Annotated in this window: 23 protein-coding genes; 19 read left to right on the top strand and 4 right to left on the bottom strand. The window is 43.0% G+C overall.

The features are described 5' to 3' along the window. Positions 1-2: 2 nt before the first annotated feature. On the top strand, positions 3-833 hold the full coding sequence (locus tag HYN49_RS07320; RefSeq protein WP_108903510.1) for a DUF4249 domain-containing protein: 831 nt from the start codon (positions 3-5) through the stop codon (positions 831-833). 47 nt (positions 834-880) lie between these two features. Here the strand turns inward: HYN49_RS07320 and HYN49_RS07315 are convergent, their stop codons facing one another. Continuing rightward, positions 881-1,867 carry a GlxA family transcriptional regulator gene (locus HYN49_RS07315; protein WP_108903509.1) on the bottom strand — a complete coding sequence of 329 codons (987 nt, stop codon included), beginning with the start codon at positions 1,865-1,867 and terminating at the stop codon, positions 881-883. Positions 1,868-2,094: 227 nt separating this feature from the next. Between HYN49_RS07315 and HYN49_RS07310 the strand changes: the two genes are divergently transcribed. The 5 genes from HYN49_RS07310 to HYN49_RS07290 all read left to right on the top strand — a co-directional run bounded on the left by HYN49_RS07310 (position 2,095) and on the right by HYN49_RS07290 (position 4,769). Then, positions 2,095-2,610: a DinB family protein gene (locus HYN49_RS07310; protein WP_108903508.1), complete on the top strand. Its 516-nt coding sequence runs from the start codon at positions 2,095-2,097 to the stop codon at positions 2,608-2,610. 2 nt (positions 2,611-2,612) lie between these two features. Further along, positions 2,613-3,017 carry a VOC family protein gene (locus tag HYN49_RS07305; RefSeq protein WP_108903507.1) on the top strand — a complete coding sequence of 135 codons (405 nt, stop codon included), beginning with the start codon at positions 2,613-2,615 and terminating at the stop codon, positions 3,015-3,017. Positions 3,018-3,150: 133 nt separating this feature from the next. Then, complete coding sequence (locus HYN49_RS07300) at positions 3,151-3,639, top strand: hypothetical protein (protein WP_146185061.1); 489 nt, start codon at positions 3,151-3,153, stop codon at positions 3,637-3,639. After that, a complete protein-coding gene (locus HYN49_RS07295) occupies positions 3,636-3,866 on the top strand; it encodes a hypothetical protein (protein ID WP_146185060.1) in 231 nt (76 codons plus the stop codon). The genes HYN49_RS07300 and HYN49_RS07295 overlap by 4 nt, the downstream gene beginning before the upstream one ends. Positions 3,867-3,953: 87 nt before the next feature. Then, the gene (locus tag HYN49_RS07290; protein ID WP_108903504.1) at positions 3,954-4,769 is read left to right on the top strand and encodes a mechanosensitive ion channel family protein; all 816 of its coding nucleotides are present in this window, start codon (positions 3,954-3,956) and stop codon (positions 4,767-4,769) included. Positions 4,770-4,773: 4 nt separating this feature from the next. Here HYN49_RS07290 and HYN49_RS07285 read toward each other — a convergent pair whose 3' ends face one another. Beyond that, a complete protein-coding gene (locus HYN49_RS07285) occupies positions 4,774-6,303 on the bottom strand; it encodes a sensor histidine kinase (RefSeq protein ID WP_108903503.1) in 1,530 nt (509 codons plus the stop codon). 87 nt (positions 6,304-6,390) lie between these two features. Here HYN49_RS07285 and HYN49_RS07280 point away from each other — a divergent pair, with 87 nt between their 5' ends. The 4 genes from HYN49_RS07280 (at position 6,391) to HYN49_RS07265 (ending at position 8,856) form a co-directional block, all read left to right on the top strand. After that, positions 6,391-6,783: a ribosomal maturation YjgA family protein gene (locus HYN49_RS07280; RefSeq protein WP_108903502.1), complete on the top strand. Its 393-nt coding sequence runs from the start codon at positions 6,391-6,393 to the stop codon at positions 6,781-6,783. Further along, complete coding sequence (nhaA, locus tag HYN49_RS07275; RefSeq protein ID WP_108903501.1) at positions 6,780-7,901, top strand: Na+/H+ antiporter NhaA; 1,122 nt, start codon at positions 6,780-6,782, stop codon at positions 7,899-7,901. The genes HYN49_RS07280 and nhaA overlap by 4 nt, the downstream gene beginning before the upstream one ends. Continuing rightward, the gene (gene crcB / locus HYN49_RS07270) at positions 7,898-8,278 is read left to right on the top strand and encodes a fluoride efflux transporter CrcB (RefSeq protein ID WP_108903500.1); all 381 of its coding nucleotides are present in this window, start codon (positions 7,898-7,900) and stop codon (positions 8,276-8,278) included. The genes nhaA and crcB overlap by 4 nt, the downstream gene beginning before the upstream one ends. A 173-nt stretch (positions 8,279-8,451) precedes the next feature. Next, a complete protein-coding gene (locus HYN49_RS07265; RefSeq protein WP_108903499.1) occupies positions 8,452-8,856 on the top strand; it encodes a response regulator in 405 nt (134 codons plus the stop codon). A gap of 53 nt (positions 8,857-8,909) precedes the next feature. Here the strand turns inward: HYN49_RS07265 and HYN49_RS07260 are convergent, their stop codons facing one another. Together HYN49_RS07260 and HYN49_RS07255 are read right to left on the bottom strand one after the other, a co-directional pair. Further along, positions 8,910-9,233 carry a hypothetical protein gene (locus tag HYN49_RS07260; RefSeq protein WP_108903498.1) on the bottom strand — a complete coding sequence of 108 codons (324 nt, stop codon included), beginning with the start codon at positions 9,231-9,233 and terminating at the stop codon, positions 8,910-8,912. 116 nt (positions 9,234-9,349) lie between these two features. Next, complete coding sequence (locus HYN49_RS07255; protein WP_108903497.1) at positions 9,350-9,943, bottom strand: murein L,D-transpeptidase catalytic domain-containing protein; 594 nt, start codon at positions 9,941-9,943, stop codon at positions 9,350-9,352. 149 nt (positions 9,944-10,092) lie between these two features. On the opposite strand from HYN49_RS07255, the gene HYN49_RS07250 reads away from it, so the two are divergent. The 9 genes from HYN49_RS07250 (at position 10,093) to HYN49_RS07210 (ending at position 16,829) form a co-directional block, all read left to right on the top strand. Further along, the gene (locus HYN49_RS07250) at positions 10,093-11,010 is read left to right on the top strand and encodes an EamA family transporter (RefSeq protein WP_108903496.1); all 918 of its coding nucleotides are present in this window, start codon (positions 10,093-10,095) and stop codon (positions 11,008-11,010) included. Positions 11,011-11,036: 26 nt separating this feature from the next. Then, on the top strand, positions 11,037-11,405 hold the full coding sequence (locus HYN49_RS07245) for a DoxX family protein (RefSeq protein ID WP_108903495.1): 369 nt from the start codon (positions 11,037-11,039) through the stop codon (positions 11,403-11,405). Beyond that, complete coding sequence (locus HYN49_RS07240) at positions 11,389-11,997, top strand: alpha-ketoglutarate-dependent dioxygenase AlkB family protein (RefSeq protein ID WP_108903494.1); 609 nt, start codon at positions 11,389-11,391, stop codon at positions 11,995-11,997. The genes HYN49_RS07245 and HYN49_RS07240 overlap by 17 nt, the downstream gene beginning before the upstream one ends. A gap of 49 nt (positions 11,998-12,046) precedes the next feature. Beyond that, entirely contained in the window at positions 12,047-12,880 is an 834-nt protein-coding gene (locus HYN49_RS07235; RefSeq protein WP_108903493.1) for a sterol desaturase family protein, read from the top strand. 106 nt (positions 12,881-12,986) lie between these two features. Beyond that, positions 12,987-13,265, top strand: a complete 279-nt coding sequence (locus HYN49_RS07230; RefSeq protein WP_108903492.1) for a DUF2805 domain-containing protein — start codon at positions 12,987-12,989, stop codon at positions 13,263-13,265. Between the two features lie 153 nt (positions 13,266-13,418). Further along, positions 13,419-13,718, top strand: a complete 300-nt coding sequence (locus tag HYN49_RS07225) for a DUF2089 family protein (protein WP_108903491.1) — start codon at positions 13,419-13,421, stop codon at positions 13,716-13,718. Beyond that, a complete protein-coding gene (locus tag HYN49_RS07220; RefSeq protein WP_108903490.1) occupies positions 13,702-14,280 on the top strand; it encodes a YIP1 family protein in 579 nt (192 codons plus the stop codon). The genes HYN49_RS07225 and HYN49_RS07220 overlap by 17 nt, the downstream gene beginning before the upstream one ends. A gap of 3 nt (positions 14,281-14,283) precedes the next feature. Then, positions 14,284-15,219 carry an alpha/beta hydrolase gene (locus HYN49_RS07215; RefSeq protein ID WP_108903489.1) on the top strand — a complete coding sequence of 312 codons (936 nt, stop codon included), beginning with the start codon at positions 14,284-14,286 and terminating at the stop codon, positions 15,217-15,219. A 50-nt stretch (positions 15,220-15,269) separates the two neighbouring features. Continuing rightward, positions 15,270-16,829, top strand: a complete 1,560-nt coding sequence (locus HYN49_RS07210) for a M61 family metallopeptidase (protein WP_245892145.1) — start codon at positions 15,270-15,272, stop codon at positions 16,827-16,829. The last annotated feature ends 121 nt before the right edge of the window (positions 16,830-16,950 follow it).

The raw sequence follows: 16,950 nt of genomic DNA, 5'->3' as shown, positions 1-16,950 counted from the left end.
TCATGAGGACAATAAACAAAAATTTCAAATACATCCTATTGCTAATAGCCGCGGTTTCGATAAGCAGTTGTGAGGAAGTGGTGGATGTCGACCTGAATACCGCAGCGCCAAAACTGGTTATCGACGCTTCAATCGACTGGGTAAAAGGCACCGACGGCAGCCATCAAAAAGTAAAACTGACCACCACAACAGGGTTTTATGAAACCGAAATACCCGTAGTTTCCAATGCTCAAGTGCGCATCAGCAACAGCAGCAACACCATTTTCGAATTCATCGAAAGCCCTGGAACCGGCGAATACCTGTGTGATAATTTCGTACCACAGATTGGAGAGACTTATAAACTTACCGTGATTTCCGGGGGGCAGACTTATGAAGCCACAGAGAAACTTTTTGCAGCGCCGGATGTAGAATCGGTGGCGCAAAATAATGAAGGCGGCGTATCGGGCAAAGACATCGAACTGAAATATTTTTTCAGTGATAATGGTGCCGAAAACAACTTTTACCTGACGGCTTTTGAAACCAATATCACCGTTTTTCCGGACTACGACGCTTTTGACGATGAGTTTTTCCAGGGCAACCAGACTTATGGCTTTTACCTTAATGAAGACCTCAAGGCAGGCGACGAAACGACATTTTCAATTTACGGCGTTTCCCAAAGGTATATGAATTACATGGCCATCCTGACAGAAATTACCGAAGGCGGGGGCGGGCCTTGGTCTTCACCTCCTACGAATGTGAGGGGAAATATCATCAACTATACCGACAGTAAGAACTTTGCACTGGGCTATTTCCGTGTTTCAGAGGTTTCAAAAATGGATTATACTGTACAATAAGTCGCAGCAGGCAGTTTTGATATGAGCACACTGCATACTGAGACTGCCTACTGAGACTGAAAACTACCCTTATTATACTTATTCCGATATTCTACAGGTGTCAATCCCGTTATTTTCTTGAATACATCACGAAACGCCTTCGTATCGGTGTAACCGACATCATACATGACTTCGGAAATGTTTTTGCGGCTGGTTTCGAAACTGCGTTTGGCGGCTTCAATCTTGACCCTTTGGATGTATTCGACAACGGTATTGCAGGTCGCCTTTTTGAAACGCCGTTCAAGGCTGCGGCGCCCGATTGCGAAACGGTCGGCGAGGTCGTCGACGGTAATTTTATTGTCGAAATTTTGCTCAATATAATCCTGCGCTTTTTTTACCGGCTCATCTTCGTGTTCTTTCTGTCCCTTAAACATGATGAAAGGTGATTGGCTGACGCGGTCAATGTCGATCATAAAGCCTTTGGCAATGCCTATCGCCATGTCACGGCCGGCGTATTTTTCGATAAGGTAAATCAATAAGTTTAAAAACGAATAAGCGCCACCACTGGTATAAATCCCATCCTCATCAGTGATTATTTTATCATCTACGACGTTGATTTCGGGAAACATCCGCCGGAATTCATTCACTGAACCCCAATGTGTCGCGCATTGCTTTCCTGTGAGCAATCCTGTTTCAGCAAGGAAAAACGAAGCGATGCAGAGGCTGGCAATCTCCGCGCCGTTTTCATATTGTTTCCTGATCCAGGGAATAAAATCCTTATTGAGTGCAATCATTTCAGGCATATTGCCGTGCATGGCTGGAATAATAATGAGGTCGGTTTGCTTTACATCACCAATCAGGCAATCCGGAACAATGGTGTAACGGCCGCTACGCTGGCTGATGGTCTCGGAAATGCCGACCAGCTTCACCTCAAAAAACGGTGGCAAGCCAAAACGTGCGGCTATGGAATTGACTTCACTGAAAATCTGGTGCGTACCGTCAATATTTGGGAGGCTCGTATGTCCATTCGGGACTAATATTGAAATATGTCTCATAGGAATAGCTTTTTGGATTGTCGGAAAGTCTGAAGATCTGACAATCCGAAAATCTGATGATCCAGACAAAAGTACACAAACCGTTTGTCGGAATCAACCCTTTCATAAGTCGGTTTTACACAACATGAACTCCTGATGCATCCATTAATTTTGTCTTTATCAGAAAAAACGAACAGTGTAATCATTTAAAAATTACTATCCCTGGATACGAATCAACTACTACAATAATGAAAACATTCAAAAAAGAAAGAGCCATGCTTGTAAACGAAATCCAGCATACATTCGAATCACTATATACTGCCATCGGCGCCTTCAGTGAAGCAGAGACAGACATCCAACCGTTTGCGGGAAGCTGGTCCGCCGGGCAGGTTGCCGAGCACCTCATTAAAGGGATGTCGGGTATAGGCCGTTTGGGTACAAAAACCGAAAAATCCGACCGCCCATTGGACGAAAAAATTCCCGCCATTAAAAAAATGTTCCTTGATTACAGCATCAGGCTGACATCACCGGATTTTTTAGTGCCCACATCCGAAAAACATGATATCAAAGCGCAATTGTCCGAATTAAAAGCTATTGAAGAACAACACCGCGGCATGGCTGAAGATGCCGATTTGTCATTGGAAAGCCGCCTCTTTGAATTGCCCGGTTTTGGGGCTTTAACATTGTATGAATGGATTAGTTTCAACCTGATCCATGCACAACGGCATACGCTGCAACTTCAAAACATCCGCAAAAAAATGTAACGATGGCACATATCAGTGCATACCTGACCTTTAATGGCAACTGCAGGCAGGCAATGCAATTCTACCGCGACTGCCTTGGCGGAGAATTGCAATTGCAGGAATTAGGTGATACGCCTTTGGGCGAAAATATGCCGCCTGCAATGCGACACGCCATACTGCAGGCAACACTCACCAACAGCAATCTGCAACTCACCGCCACTGACATGCCCGACGACGACGGCCTGCAACGTGGCAATGCCGTCACGCTGATGCTGCATTGCGATACGGAAGAGGAAATCAGAAGGTATTATAAAAAGCTTTCCACCGGGGGCCGTCAAGCGCATCCGGTGGAAGATGTTTTTGGTGGCGGATTTTCCGGTGATTTGATCGACAAATTTGGCAACAGATGGTTGTTGGTGAAGCATTAACAGGAATTTAGCTGTTAGTTTATTCCTCGGCTGATGCGTAACAACGTAATCCTATAAACTTTTCCAAAATCAGTATAAATTTTCTTTGCAACCGAAATATAGCTTTGACAATCTAATTCAAATGCAAGAAAATATGAAAAATCAGAGCCCACTTACCGACCCAATTTCACCCACAGCTTTGATCTATAACACGACCGATTATGATATGCTGGTTTTCTGTGATGGAAGCTGGGATGAAACTTATCAAAAAACACTTTGCTTCCTTGACCGCAATGCGGGGGCAAAAATCCTTTATATCGAGAAACCGACAACGTTTGATCCAGTAGAAGAAACTGTAAAATTCATGATGATCAATGACCACATCCATGTGTTGCGCTCGAATGTCGATTCTATTGACGCGGTATTTAAATTACTGCCATGGCAGGTTCGTGCAAAGCAGGTACCCGTCGGGTGGTTTGCTTCGGCTGCGTATGCCCATTTTGCGGAGTTGATACGTTTCCAGACCGTTGTGAATGATTACCGCACCATATCACTGCCATCCGTTAAAGAAAAACCAACACAAAAATTATTCGAAAATTTTACGCCTCGAAAAATGAAATCCACCTTTCCGGCAGCAGTTTGATGAAACCTTACGCCAATAAAAGCGGATACGGTGGTATTTGGGCGTATGACTTTGACGAAAACGGAATCGCCATTATGTTCGACGATGGGAGTACATACTATTACAACAGCAAGAGCACTGGCAAGGCCAATATTGAAATCATGAAACGGCTGGCTGGGAATGGCATTGGCCTCATCACATTTATCAATCAGCACATGCGTGGGAATTATAACGAGAAACGATCCTGAATTGCCTTTCGGGATTTTATAAAATAAACCCCAAATCCTAAAAAGCAAAATCCTCCATAAGATTTAATTTTATGTAAAAATTATTTTATGGAGGATTTTTTTTCAGATATAGCGGACCACATACAAAAATACTATTATAAATTAGTAGATATTACCCCGAAAATCGGGCTGGCCATACTTATTTTCCTAATGGCATGGTTCATTGCTTCTAAAGTCCAGCAATTTTCAGACAAACGGCTTAAACGCCGCATGCATGATCCTTTACTGGCCAATTTCATTTCCAGGCTGGTTAAGGCGGTCTTGCTGATCATCGGTATATTGATTGTATTCCGTATTATCGGGCTCAATGGCATCGCTACAAGTTTGCTTGCAGGTGCCGGAATTTCAGCATTCGTCATCGGTTTTGCGCTGAAAGATATTGGTGAAAACTTCCTGGCCGGCATTCTTTTGGCATTCAAACGACCGTTTTCCATCGGTGAAATTATTGAAAGTAATGGTGTAAAAGGAAAAGTCATTTCGCTGAACCTGCGCGATACACAAATCAAAAGTGACGGCAAAGACATTTACATCCCAAATGCGTTATTGATAAAGAATACGCTGATCAATTACAATAGTGGCGGTTTCCTGCTCCAGGATTTCACCATCAACCTCGAATATGGTGCCGATTACCAGAAAGCCATCGAAATCATTACCGCGAAACTTACCGAAATCGATGAAGTCATTAATGAAAAACTTGAGAATTCCGTAGTTGTTTCGGCTGTTACGGGAAATACGGTGCAGGTCACAACACGTTATTGGGTAAAGACTGACGCCGATATCACTAATGGCAACACCCGCTCCAAAGTGTTAATCCAGGTGATGGAAGCACTGAAAAGCCACGGCTATAATTTGATTAAACTGTAAACTTTCAGCTTTTTACCGGAATAAAGATATTGAATTTCGCTCCTTTACCAGGGTTCCCTTCCGCTGTAATATTACCGTGATGGTTCTGCATGATTTTTTTGCAGATGGCCAGCCCGACTCCGGTTCCTTCATATTCGCGCTTGCCGTGCAGCCTTTGGAACACTTCAAAAATCTTGTCGCCATACTGTGGATCAAATCCGATGCCGTTGTCTTCAATCATCAGTTTCCAGAATTTTCCATTATCATTTTCTATTTTTTCAGCACTGATTTTGATGATCGGGGGGATGCCCGGCTTTCTGTATTTGATGGCATTGTTAATGATATTGAGCAGTAGTTGCTGGAATTGAATGCGTACGACGTAGACTGCGGGAAGCGGCTCTGCTTCAAACACCGCACCACTTTCTTCAATCGAAATATCGATCAGGGAACAAACCTCTTTGAGGAATTTATTCAGATCGGTACGCTCGGTTTTGAAAATATCTGAATCCATGCTCGAATAACTCAGCAGCGCATCTATAAGCGTCTGCATTCTCATGGCAGTGCTGTTGATGTTTGTAAAATAAGATAACGTATTGTCTGAAAAATGGTGCTCTTCCTCCAGTATCCTGCTGATGAACATCCTGATTTTGCGTAAAGGTTCCTGCAGGTCGTGCGAAGCTATATAAGTGAATGACGACAATTCCTTATTCTTATTGAATAGGAGCGTATTCATGCGTTCGAGCTGCAATGCGGCCGATTTTTCTGCAGTGATATTTTTTGAGGTAATCGTTACCGAATCATTCACACGTTCCGTAGCGGCGGTCAGCCAGATTTCATTGTTGCCTTTATTCACAGCGATTTCATAAGTATTCGACATGCCCGTCAAAATACAATCCCTGATTTTTTCAAAAATGCCATTCTCGAATATCGACGGATAGACTTCCGTGAAAGTTTTCCCCACAACATCCTGAACCGAAAGCCCAAAATTACCCGGAACTTCCTGATTGGTGTAAATAATCCTGAAATCAACGATTTCCCCTGTATCATTCCGTACGGGCTCATAACTCGCAATTCCATAATGGGTCGATCCCAAAACCGAATTCAGGTAGGCACGCGATTGCTCCAACTCGGCAGTACGCAGCTTCACCAGCATTTCCAGTTCTGCTTCAATCCCGGCCTGGAGCTGCAACGCTTTTTTCTTTTCGGTCACATCTTCAGCAATCAGGAAAATCAATTCCGGACCATGACCAGTCGATTGCCTTGCATTTAGAATCAGGTCACGGAAGCCATTCCTATGAAAATCAATCGTAACTTCATAATCTTCGACATGGCCATCAGCAGGCAGCAATTCATTAAAAAGGAAATGGATTGCAGAATCGTCCCAGGCATTGCCATCGATATCATACAAGGGCTTTCCCTCAATGTCTTTGGGGTCCAGGCCGAAGTTCCGGCAAAAAAACGGATTCGCTGTCAGGACATTAAGATGGCTGTCGAGAATTAAAATAGCATCACGGCTGGCAGCCAGCAGGATTCCGGTATTGGCGTCGTTAAACATGGCAGGGTTTCAATTTTTATAAATGTAGTCAAAATATACTGTTTTAACCTACAGGACCGTTACTTTTGTATATTCAAAAATGACGTTATGGCGCTACGTTTCCATTTCAGGTATTTCTGCAGTTTCCTTTTATTATTTGCTACGGAATGCCTCATTGCAATGTATGTTCACGATCAGTTTGTGCGCCCGTATGTGGGCGATATGCTCGTCGTGGTACTGATATATTGCTTCGTAAAAACATTTTTGAAAATGGAATCCCGTAAAGTGGCCCTCGGTGTTTTGCTTTTTTCTTACCTGATCGAATTCGCGCAACATTTGCATCTTGTAGCATTGCTGGGCTTAAAAGACTCCAGGATGGCAAATCTGATTCTTGGAAACTCTTTTGAATGGATTGACATGATCGCCTATACCGTTGGGATTGCCGTGGTTTTGATTGTTGACAAAAAATACAAATCGGGCGTAAAGGAAAAACTTAGATGAGCATCCTGAAAAACATCATCCGAAGTGAGAAAACAACAGGGATATTGCTGGTAACGGCAACCGCCTGTTCACTTTTGCTGGCCAATACTGCTTTAGAAACACATTATACCGCGTTTTGGAAACATGAAGTTTACGGGCATTCTTTGACAGCATGGATCAACGATGCACTGATGGCCATTTTCTTCCTGTACATCGGACTCGAACTCAAAAGCGAAATCCTGGAAGGCGAATTGTCCTCAGTTAAAAAGGCCGCTTTGCCGATTGTCGCTGCGCTGGGCGGCATGATGCTCCCTGCTGCCATTTTCCTGCTTCTAAATTTCAATACTGAAAGCCGTTCCGGTGCAGGAATCCCAATGGCCACGGACATTGCATTTGCTGTCGGGATCTTATCACTGTTAGGCAAAAGGATATCGCCTGTACTGAAAATATTCCTGATGGCATTGGCTGTAATCGATGATTTGGGTGCTATTGTTGTGATTGCCATGTTTTACACGAAAACACTTTCACTGCCACATCTTGCCATTGCAATAGCTGTTTTCCTGTTCTTATTGGTATTGAATGCTTTCAGGGTCCGGAGCATTTTGATTTACCTCATCGGCGGAATGGCTATCTGGTATTTTATCTGGCATTCCGGCATACATGCCACAATTGCAGGCGTACTTACCGCTTTCGCCATACCAAAAAAGGCTTTGCATACACTGGAGCACCAACTTAAAAGCCCGGTAACGTTCTTTATCCTGCCGCTTTTTGCACTGGCCAACACCGGAATCATACTTGATGCAGGCTGGAAAGATGGCTTGGTATCGATGACAGGCCTTGGCATCATTTTTGGATTGTGCATCGGGAAACCGGCCGGAATCTGGCTGTTTTCTTTCATCGGAGTAAAAACGCGAATCTGTTCGCTGCCATCAAAATTAAAATGGAAACAGCTTTTGGGCATAGGTTTTTTAGGCGGAATTGGTTTTACAATGTCGATTTTTATTACCTTACTTGCGTTTGAAAATGAGTCGCTCATTGCATCCGCTAAAATAGCCATACTTACAGCCTCATTGTTTTCGGCCATAATCGGTTTTGCCTGGCTTAAATTTACATTGAAGGACAAAAAGCAACATTTATGAAGATCATTTTTGCTATAGGCTTCGGCAGTTTCATCGGAGGAATTTTAAGATACCTGCTGTCCGGGATGATACAGGCTAAAGCTGCGGGAGCATTTCCTTACGGCACACTTTCGGTAAACATTACCGGCTGCCTGCTGATTGGGATTGTTTATGGCTTTGCCGATAAAGGCGGGATGACTACCGATTGGCGGCTTTTCCTGGCGACGGGAATTTTGGGCGGTTTTACGACCTTTTCCGCATTTTCTTATGAAACATTTGATTTGTTGCGAAACGGGCAGGCCTTTTCAGCATTGTCATACGTCGCAACAAGCATTTTTATTGGTGTTTTGGCTACTTTCTGTGGATTTATAGCTGTTTCAAAATATATTGCAAACTGATTTCTGCGGATTACAAGACGCTATTTTTTTCTTACAACATTTTATTAAATATTTATAATATTCCCACCTTTGTAATCCGTTTATACCATACATAGTGGCATTTAAGGATTTTAATTGCTTTCCATTACGTTTGAGGTTTGTCTTACGATATAATTAATATTTATCTTTGCCTGATGACAAAACAAAGAATTTTGGTGGTTGATGATGACAAGGATGACCAGTCATTTTTATTGGAAGCCATAAACGAGCTTTACCCTTCGTTTGTGTGTGACCTTGCTGATAACGGGCGCGATGCCTTGGAATATATTGATAAAAACCCGCCGCCGCCAGATTATATTTTCCTGGACCTGAACATGCCTCTGGTCAATGGATACGAGTTCCTCAAAGAATATAAAAAGCAACCGGAAAGCAACAAAAGCAAGATTATAGTGTACAGCACATCGTCGCATCCGCAGGATAAGGCCGCTACGAAAGATCTTGGCGCTACTGACTACATCACGAAACTCAGTGACTTCCGAAAACTGAAACAAACCCTTGAACAGGTTTTCAAAAATTATGGTGGGTTGTCTTTAGCATAAAACTCCATAAAAAAGCCATCATTGCTGATGGCTTTTTCATTTAAACGTTTTACCTAATTCGGTTTCGATTCATATTGTACCTGAGGCTTGATTTCTTTAGGTTTTTTCACCGAATCTGAAACCGCGCGCTCTGCAGTAGTCTGCTTTTGCGTACGCCCTTTGTCCTTCGCCCGTTTTTCAGCCTGGAGTTCTGCATCGCTTCTCCTCTTGGCATCAGTCTGGGCCGCACGTTCGGTTTCACGCTGCGTTTCCCTCGGTGGCTGTTGCTGCAGTTGATCCTGGTCGACCTGTCCATTTTGCTGCGCAGCCATCGGTATTGCCATAAAAAAAGCTGCTGTTGCAATGATGTTTCTCAAATTTCTTATCGTCAGTTTCATAACTTAAATTTTTATAATGTAAAGTAAGAGCACAGCAAGTCGGCAGACTTACATTTTACGTTTAAAAAGTTACATTGTTTAGCTATTTTAATTTTTCAATTGGACATTCTGGCTGGTCATTCTACAATCCACAGCAAAACAGGCTTCTTCGATTGCTTCAGTTTTGCATCAAGAATTTCCATAAATTCATTTGAAACGGCGGGGCATCCCCAGCTCAGCGGACTAAATTTTGGATACACCTCCTGATCTGAAACCGCATCCCAGGAATGCAATACGATAACACGACCTTCCGCATTATTGTTTGATTCCTCCAAACCATGCAGCCAGTATTTCACCTTAATCCCCCAGCTGCTGTAGTCGCGTTTGCCGATTTTGTATTTGCCTATGGCGCTGCAGTAGCTGTCGTTTTTGTTACTGAATAATGCCTTCTCCCATTTATCAGGATTGTTACTGTTGACATCACAGCTACCATGCGTTACAAGTTTTTTGGCGGTGAATTTTTTCTGCTTAAAATCATAAATAAAGAAGCGATTCTTACCGGAATGGATGCTTAAATCAACCAGGAAAAAATAATCCTCATTAAAATTTTTGGCTTTACAATACCTCAGTGCTTCAGATTCTAATGCAGTATAATCCTTAGTCGCAACTGGTGTCTCAGCATTATTACAGCACACAAATGCCAGCAATACTAACAGCAGTAAATGTTTCATGTCATTGGTTTGGTAAAGTGGATAACATTGCTTTTGCAGAAATATTTTACATCCCCGTTTATTAATTGCCACCCGGGCAATTATTTTGCGAAGAGGCAGAGCAATTATTAATTATGAAGTATCTTTGTCGGCTTTTAAAAAAACAAGAGATGACAAACAACAGGATAATGAAAGGCGTTTTTTTCGTGGGGCTCGGAGCAACAAGTTACGGCATGCTGGCCACTTTCGTAAAAATGGCTTATGCAGATAAAGGCATGTCCGGCGGGTATTTTACTCCGGCTGAAGTCATTACATCCCAATTCGTAATCGGGATCGCCGCCATCCTGCTCATCAACGCTTTCCAGAAAAAGAAAAACGGCACAGAGGTGAAAAAGGCTTCCGCCAAAAATATCCGCGACCTGATGATTACCGGAACATCCACCGGTTTGACCAGTATTTTTTATTACCTCGCAGTGAAATACATTCCGGTATCGATCGGGATTGTACTGCTGATGCAGACCGTTTGGATGGGCGTGCTTTTGGAAATGTTCTTAGAAAAAAAACTGCCCTCAAAAGTCAAGGTGCTGGCTGTATTTATCGTACTTATCGGTACTGTTTTAGCCACAAACCTGATTCAAACCGACATTTTGCCGGATTGGCGAGGCATTGTTTTGGGCCTGCTGGCCGCAGCGTCATTCACCACGACAATGTTTACCGCGAACCGCGTGGCTGTTGGCATTTCATCGGCGCAACGGAGTTTATACATGCTTTTGGGCGGTGCCGTTCTGGTATTCATTTTTGCTTTGGCTACACAAAATACACAATTCAATTTCGACATCTTTTACAAATGGGGAATTTTAGTGGCATTGTTCGGGACCGTCATCCCGCCGATGCTGATGAACGCCGGTTTTCCGTTGACGGGCATCGGATTGGGAAGCATCGTTTCCTCGCTCGAGTTGCCGGTATCAGTAACCATGGCCTATTTCCTTTTGCATGAACAGGTCATTTTGGTACAATGGCTCGGCATCCTGATGATTATCGCTGCGATTGTAGTGATGAATATTAAATTTGGGGAAAACGACCAATAATTTCGTATTTTTAGGAAAACAATCCAATGGATTTACCGTGGCACCTTTATATCATGGCTTTATTGTACCTGCTTGCGGGAGGGAACCATTTCCGGAAACCAGGCCTATATCTGAAAATCATCCCGTCGTACCTGCCCTGGCATAAAACCATCAACTATACCAGTGGCGCTGCCGAAATCATCATTGCCATTGGTCTTTGCATCCCGGCCATTTCTGCCCCTACGGCCTGGGCACTTATTGCATTGCTAATCATTATTTTTCCCGCCAATATTTATATGTACACTGACAAAAAAGCGTCGCTTAATATGCCCAGGTGGCTGTTGTTGCTGCGTCTTCCGCTTCAGGTCGTACTTATAATCTGGGCTTATATTTATACCAATGGCCTCCCTTTTTGAAAACCTGAATGACTCGATAACTTTCGATCTTCCCGATGCGGAAATCGTTTACTATCCGCATATCTTTTCGACTGATAAATCGGACGATATGTTCCGGCATTTGCTTGATGGAATTTTGTGGCAACAGGATGACATTACACTTTTCGGGAAAACCCACGCACAGCCGCGGCTGACGGCGTTGTACGGAAACCAGGGAAAGCCATATTCTTATTCAGGAATCGTAATGAAGCCGCATCCGTGGAATGCTTTGCTAACTTATATTAAGGAAGAAGTGGAGCAAATCTGTGGCTTCCCGTTTACGACCGTTTTACTGAATCAATACCGCGACGGCAAAGACAGCAATGGCTGGCATGCCGATGATGAGAAAGAACTCGGGCGCAATCCTGTCATCGCTTCTGTTAGCTTCGGGACAGAACGTTTTTTTCATTTAAAGCACAACACAGAACCAGAACAGAAATTAAAAATCCTTCTTGAAAGCGGCAGCCTGCTATTGATGAAAGGCACAACGCAACACTTCTGGAAACACCAGATCCCAAAAACCACAAAACCCATTGGCACAAGGATCAACCTGACTTTCAGGGCCATAAAATAAGTTTCCTTTCGATTGGAAAAAAAGTTACATTTGGGAAAAGCATTTCCTTATGGACTCCATTATCGACTACTTTTCGCACATCCCTTCCTCGCACCGCGGACTGATCCTTGCCGGTGGCATCGCTTTTTTCTGGCTGCTGGAAAGTCTCAAACCAATGCTTCGTTTTGATTACAGCAAATGGCAGCATGCAGGGATCAACATCTTTTTTACGTTGACCACCATTGTCGTAAATTTTGCTTTGGCGTTTGTATTGTTGATGACTGCAGCATGGGTCACCACAAATCACTTCGGGATATTAAGCCTTATGCCTGAAACAAATATTTGGGTTTCATCGCTTTTGGGGTTGCTGCTTCTGGATTTCATCGGAGCGTATCTCGCACATTTAAGCGAACATAAAATCAAACTCTTATGGCGGTTTCATTTAATCCACCATACCGATACCTGGATTGACACCACCTCGGCAAACCGCCATCATCCCGGAGAAAGCGTGTGGCGTTTCCTGTTTACCGTCATGGCAACATTTATCGTGGGAGCGCCGATGTGGATGGTTTTTATGTACCAGTCGCTTTCGGTGGTATTTTCACAATTTAACCATGCTAATATTGCGCTTCCTCCGGCACTCGACAAGGCACTGAGCTGGTTTTTAGTCACACCGGACATGCATAAGGTACACCATCACTATATGTTGCCTTATACGGATTCGAATTATGGGAATATTTTTTCGGTATGGGACAGGATTTTCGGGACATTCCGCTATCTGCAAAGAGGCCACGTCGTTTATGGCGTAGATACGCATATGGAAACGGCCGAAAACAACAGCCTCAGCAACCTGCTTCGCATTCCATTTCAAAAGTCCAGAGATGCCAGGAAGAACCAGTCCTGAAAAATTTTTATCCGATTAAAAAAGTGAAAGTATTTTTTATTAATATTGGTATAGAAATCAAGTATTTAAAAAATAATGACCATTTATCTGGATTAGTTTTCAAATAATGAAGAAGAGCAAATTACCTGAATTGGACAGGGAACAATTGGAAAGATTCCATACCCTGGCTTTAGAAGAGCGAAATCCTTTCGAAATTATCAAAAAAGAATTCGGGCTGGCCGAAAAGGACATACTCGAAATCATGAAAAAAAGGCTTACCGCTGATAAATTCGAGCTCTGGAAAAAGAAGGCCCTTGCCGGCAAACCAAAGCCCAAACCTCCAAAAATTGATGATTTTGATGAAGATTTAGATGGTAAATACTACATCCGGAATAAATTTGACTAAAATACAGCTCCTTTTAAGGAGCTTTTTTTATATTTCAGAATAACTTTTTTTTCTATAAATTGAAAACTAAATTACACTAAAATCACTTTTAATTAAATAATATTAATTTTTAAATAAATTTTATTTAATTTTGACTAATCAATTTTAAACAAAATGGCACAACCTAAACTTCCCGTAACCTGTCCAAGTTGTGAAACCGGCCTGTCGGTTACACAATTGTCCTGCGGGCATTGCGGCACGACCGTTTCCGGCAATTATGCCCTTCCTTTATTGCTCCAGCTTAATGAAGAAGACCTGAATTTCATCCTGCAGTTTTTCATGACCAGTGGCAGCCTCAAAGAAATGGCATCGCAAATGGGAAACAGCTACCCCACTGTCCGCAACAAACTCGATGATATTATAGAAAGAATCAAAATTTTAAAACAAAATCCGAACCATGAAAATTATCTTTAACCCTTTTGAACGCCTGTCAACCAATACTTTACTAATCGCAGGAATACTGTCCACTATCGCCGGAGGTTTTCTGGCCTGGCATTTCAACGCGCATTATGACGGCATCATAGACCTGCATTTTGTTGAGGAAATTGCGATGCAAACCCCATTCATCGAGTTGCTCATCAACATCGCCTGCCTCGGGCTCTTGTTGTTTTTGGCAGCGAAGCAGATCAATCCTAAAACACGCCACATTGATATTTACTGCGCAGTATTGATATCACGTATTCCATTTTACCTGATGACACCCGTGAACAGCGGCGGACGCGTGTATGAAGCCACAGAAAGGCTGCAGCAAATGGCATCCGAAAATGACCTTAAGAATATGGTCCCGGGCGATATGATGGTACTGGTTTTAATCGGATTTGTATCATTGCTCTTCATCGTCTGGTTTTTTGCGTTGCTGTGGAACGGCTTCAGAGTTGCGAGTAACGCCAAAGGCTCCCGCCCGATATGGTATTTTATCGGCGCAGTTATTTTAGCTGAAATTATTTCAAAAATCCTAATCACTTACACCTTATAAACCATGAAAACAAATTGTACAATCCTGTTATTGCTTTGTTGGATTTCCACATTTGCGCAAAGCACAAAATTTACAGCTTCCGAAGTAGCCGTCAACGATTTAATCAAAGGCACTTTATACAGTCCTGAAAATGCTTCATCAAAACAAAAGCTCATCATCCTTATTGCCGGCTCAGGCCCTACAGATAGGAACGGAAACCAGCCCGGAATGGAAAATAATTCCTTGAAAATGCTGGCGCAAAACCTCGCACAGCACAACAATGCGGTCTATGCTTATGACAAACGCGTGATTGCCCTGGCTAAGGCTGGTAAAATCGACGAAAAAACAATGTCCTTCGAGGATTATATTACTGATGCCAAAGCCGTGATTTCGTATTTCAGGGCTAAAAAAATGTATTCCAAAATTATTGTGGCCGGACACAGCGAAGGTTCGCTCATCGGGATGGAAGCAGCAAAAGGGAATGCCGATGCATACATTTCGATTTCCGGCGCCGGAAGATCGATCGACCAGGTCATTATGGAACAACTCAAAGGTCAGCCACAGCCAGTCATTGAGGAAGCCACTAAATATTTTGGTTTATTAAAGGAGGGCAAAACGTTTAAACTCGACGATCCTTCCATGGCATCGCTTTTCAGGGAAAGCGTACAGCCTTATATGATTTCCTGGATAAAATATGACCCGCAGCAGGAAATTAAAGATTTGAAAATTCCGGTGCTGCTCATAAACGGGACAAAAGACTTGCAGGTTGCCGTTTCAGAAGCCGAACTGCTGAAAGCCGCTAAACCTGACGCTACGCTGAAGCTCATCCCCAATATGAACCACGTGCTCAAAACGATTGCAGCCGGGGCTGAGGAGAATGCCGCTGCCTACAGTAAGCCCGATTTACCGATTGACGCTACATTGGCTGAAACCGTTAATCAATTCATAAATTCACTCTGATTTGTAACAGAACCGCCGTAAGTTTGACTTATCAAAAAATTTAACGGAAGATGAGAAAATTACTTACGGTTTTTGTTTCAATATTACTGCTCACGGGTTTTTCTGCGGAAGCGCAAAAAAAATCAAAAAAAGCAGCCACACCAAAGCCGGTAGCGTCAATGCCCGCAAATGTAAAGGTCGACATGGACCTGAATGTTGTTAAGGATGACAAACTCATGGTGACGTTGACACCTCCGAAAACAATATCGGAAAGCATTACTTACTGCATCCCGAGAACGGTTCCGGGAACCTACTCTACAGACAATTATGGCAAATTCGTAGATGATCTCAAGGCTTTTGACAGCAAAGGAAATGAGCTTTCCGTAGTGCATGAGGGCGATAATTTCTGGAAAATCAACAATGCGCCTCAACTTGCCAAAATCACCTATTGGGTCAACGATACTTTTGATGTGGAATACACGCATGATATTTTTTCGCCAGCGGGAACGAACATCAATGAAGGCAATAATTTCCTGCTGAACACCCACGGTTTTGTCGGGTATTTCAAGGAATTCCTCAATACGCCATATACATTGACTATCGCACATCCCGCGACCTTATGGGGCGCGACATCTATGACCGATGCGGATAAAAGTGATATCAAAGATGTTTTTAAAACGTCACGTTATGCGGAATTGGTGGAAAACCCGATCATGTATTCCAAGCCCGATTACACCACGTTCAACATTAACGGGATGGACATCCTGATCAGCGTGTACTCGCCAAGCGGGAAATACACCGCTGAAATGATTACGCCCGACATGAAAACGATGATGACGGCACAGAAAAATTTCCTCGGAAACTTCAACAGCACTAAAAAGTATACGGTCCTCTTATATCTTTCAGATTTGCGAAAAAAAGATGCGAAAGGTTTTGGAGCTTTGGAACATCCGACTGCCACTACTGTTGTAATGCCCGAGTTATTGCCTAAAAAACAAATGGCCGAACAAATGAAGGATGTCGTTTCACACGAATTTTTCCACATCGTGACGCCACTGACGATTCATGCCAGGCAAATCCAGGATTTTGATTACAATGACCCGAAAATGTCCGAGCATTTGTGGATGTACGAAGGCGTAACCGAATATTTTGCAAACCTTTTCCAGATAAACCAGGGATTGATTACGGAAAAGGAATTTTTCGGAAGGATGAAAGAAAAAGTACGCAATGCATCGCGTATGAACGACACAATGCCATTCACCGAAATGAGTGCCAATGTGCTTGTAAAGCCTTACAAAGACCAATATTTAAACGTTTATGAAAAAGGTGCATTAATTGGAATGTGCATCGATATCATCATCCGTGAGAAAAGCAACGGCGAACGCGGAATATTGGATCTGATGCAGCGTCTTTCAAAGGAATATGGTGTAAACAAGGCTTTTGACGATTCGGAATTGTTTGCAAAAATCACTGCGCTGACGTATCCCGAAGTGGGCGATTTCCTGAAAACCTATGTTTCCGGAAGCAAGCCGATTCCTTATGCGGATTACTTTGCAAAAATGGGTGTTGTGGATTATGAGTTTACAGATACTGCTAAAACAGCACTGAAAGATGCGTGGCTTAAGAAATAGGCGCTGCACTTTTGTAAACACTTCGCTGTAGACAGTAAATAAATCAAGAATATCTATCCCCGATTTCTACCGAAATTTGGGGATTTTTTTATTATTTTGCGAACCCTGAGCCAAAGCGGTA

The organism is Flavobacterium pallidum, from assembly GCF_003097535.1.
In the GTDB taxonomy this organism is placed as follows: domain Bacteria; phylum Bacteroidota; class Bacteroidia; order Flavobacteriales; family Flavobacteriaceae; genus Flavobacterium; species Flavobacterium pallidum.
Note: the sequence above shows the minus strand (reverse complement) of the source record. Positions and strands in the feature narration are given on the sequence as shown.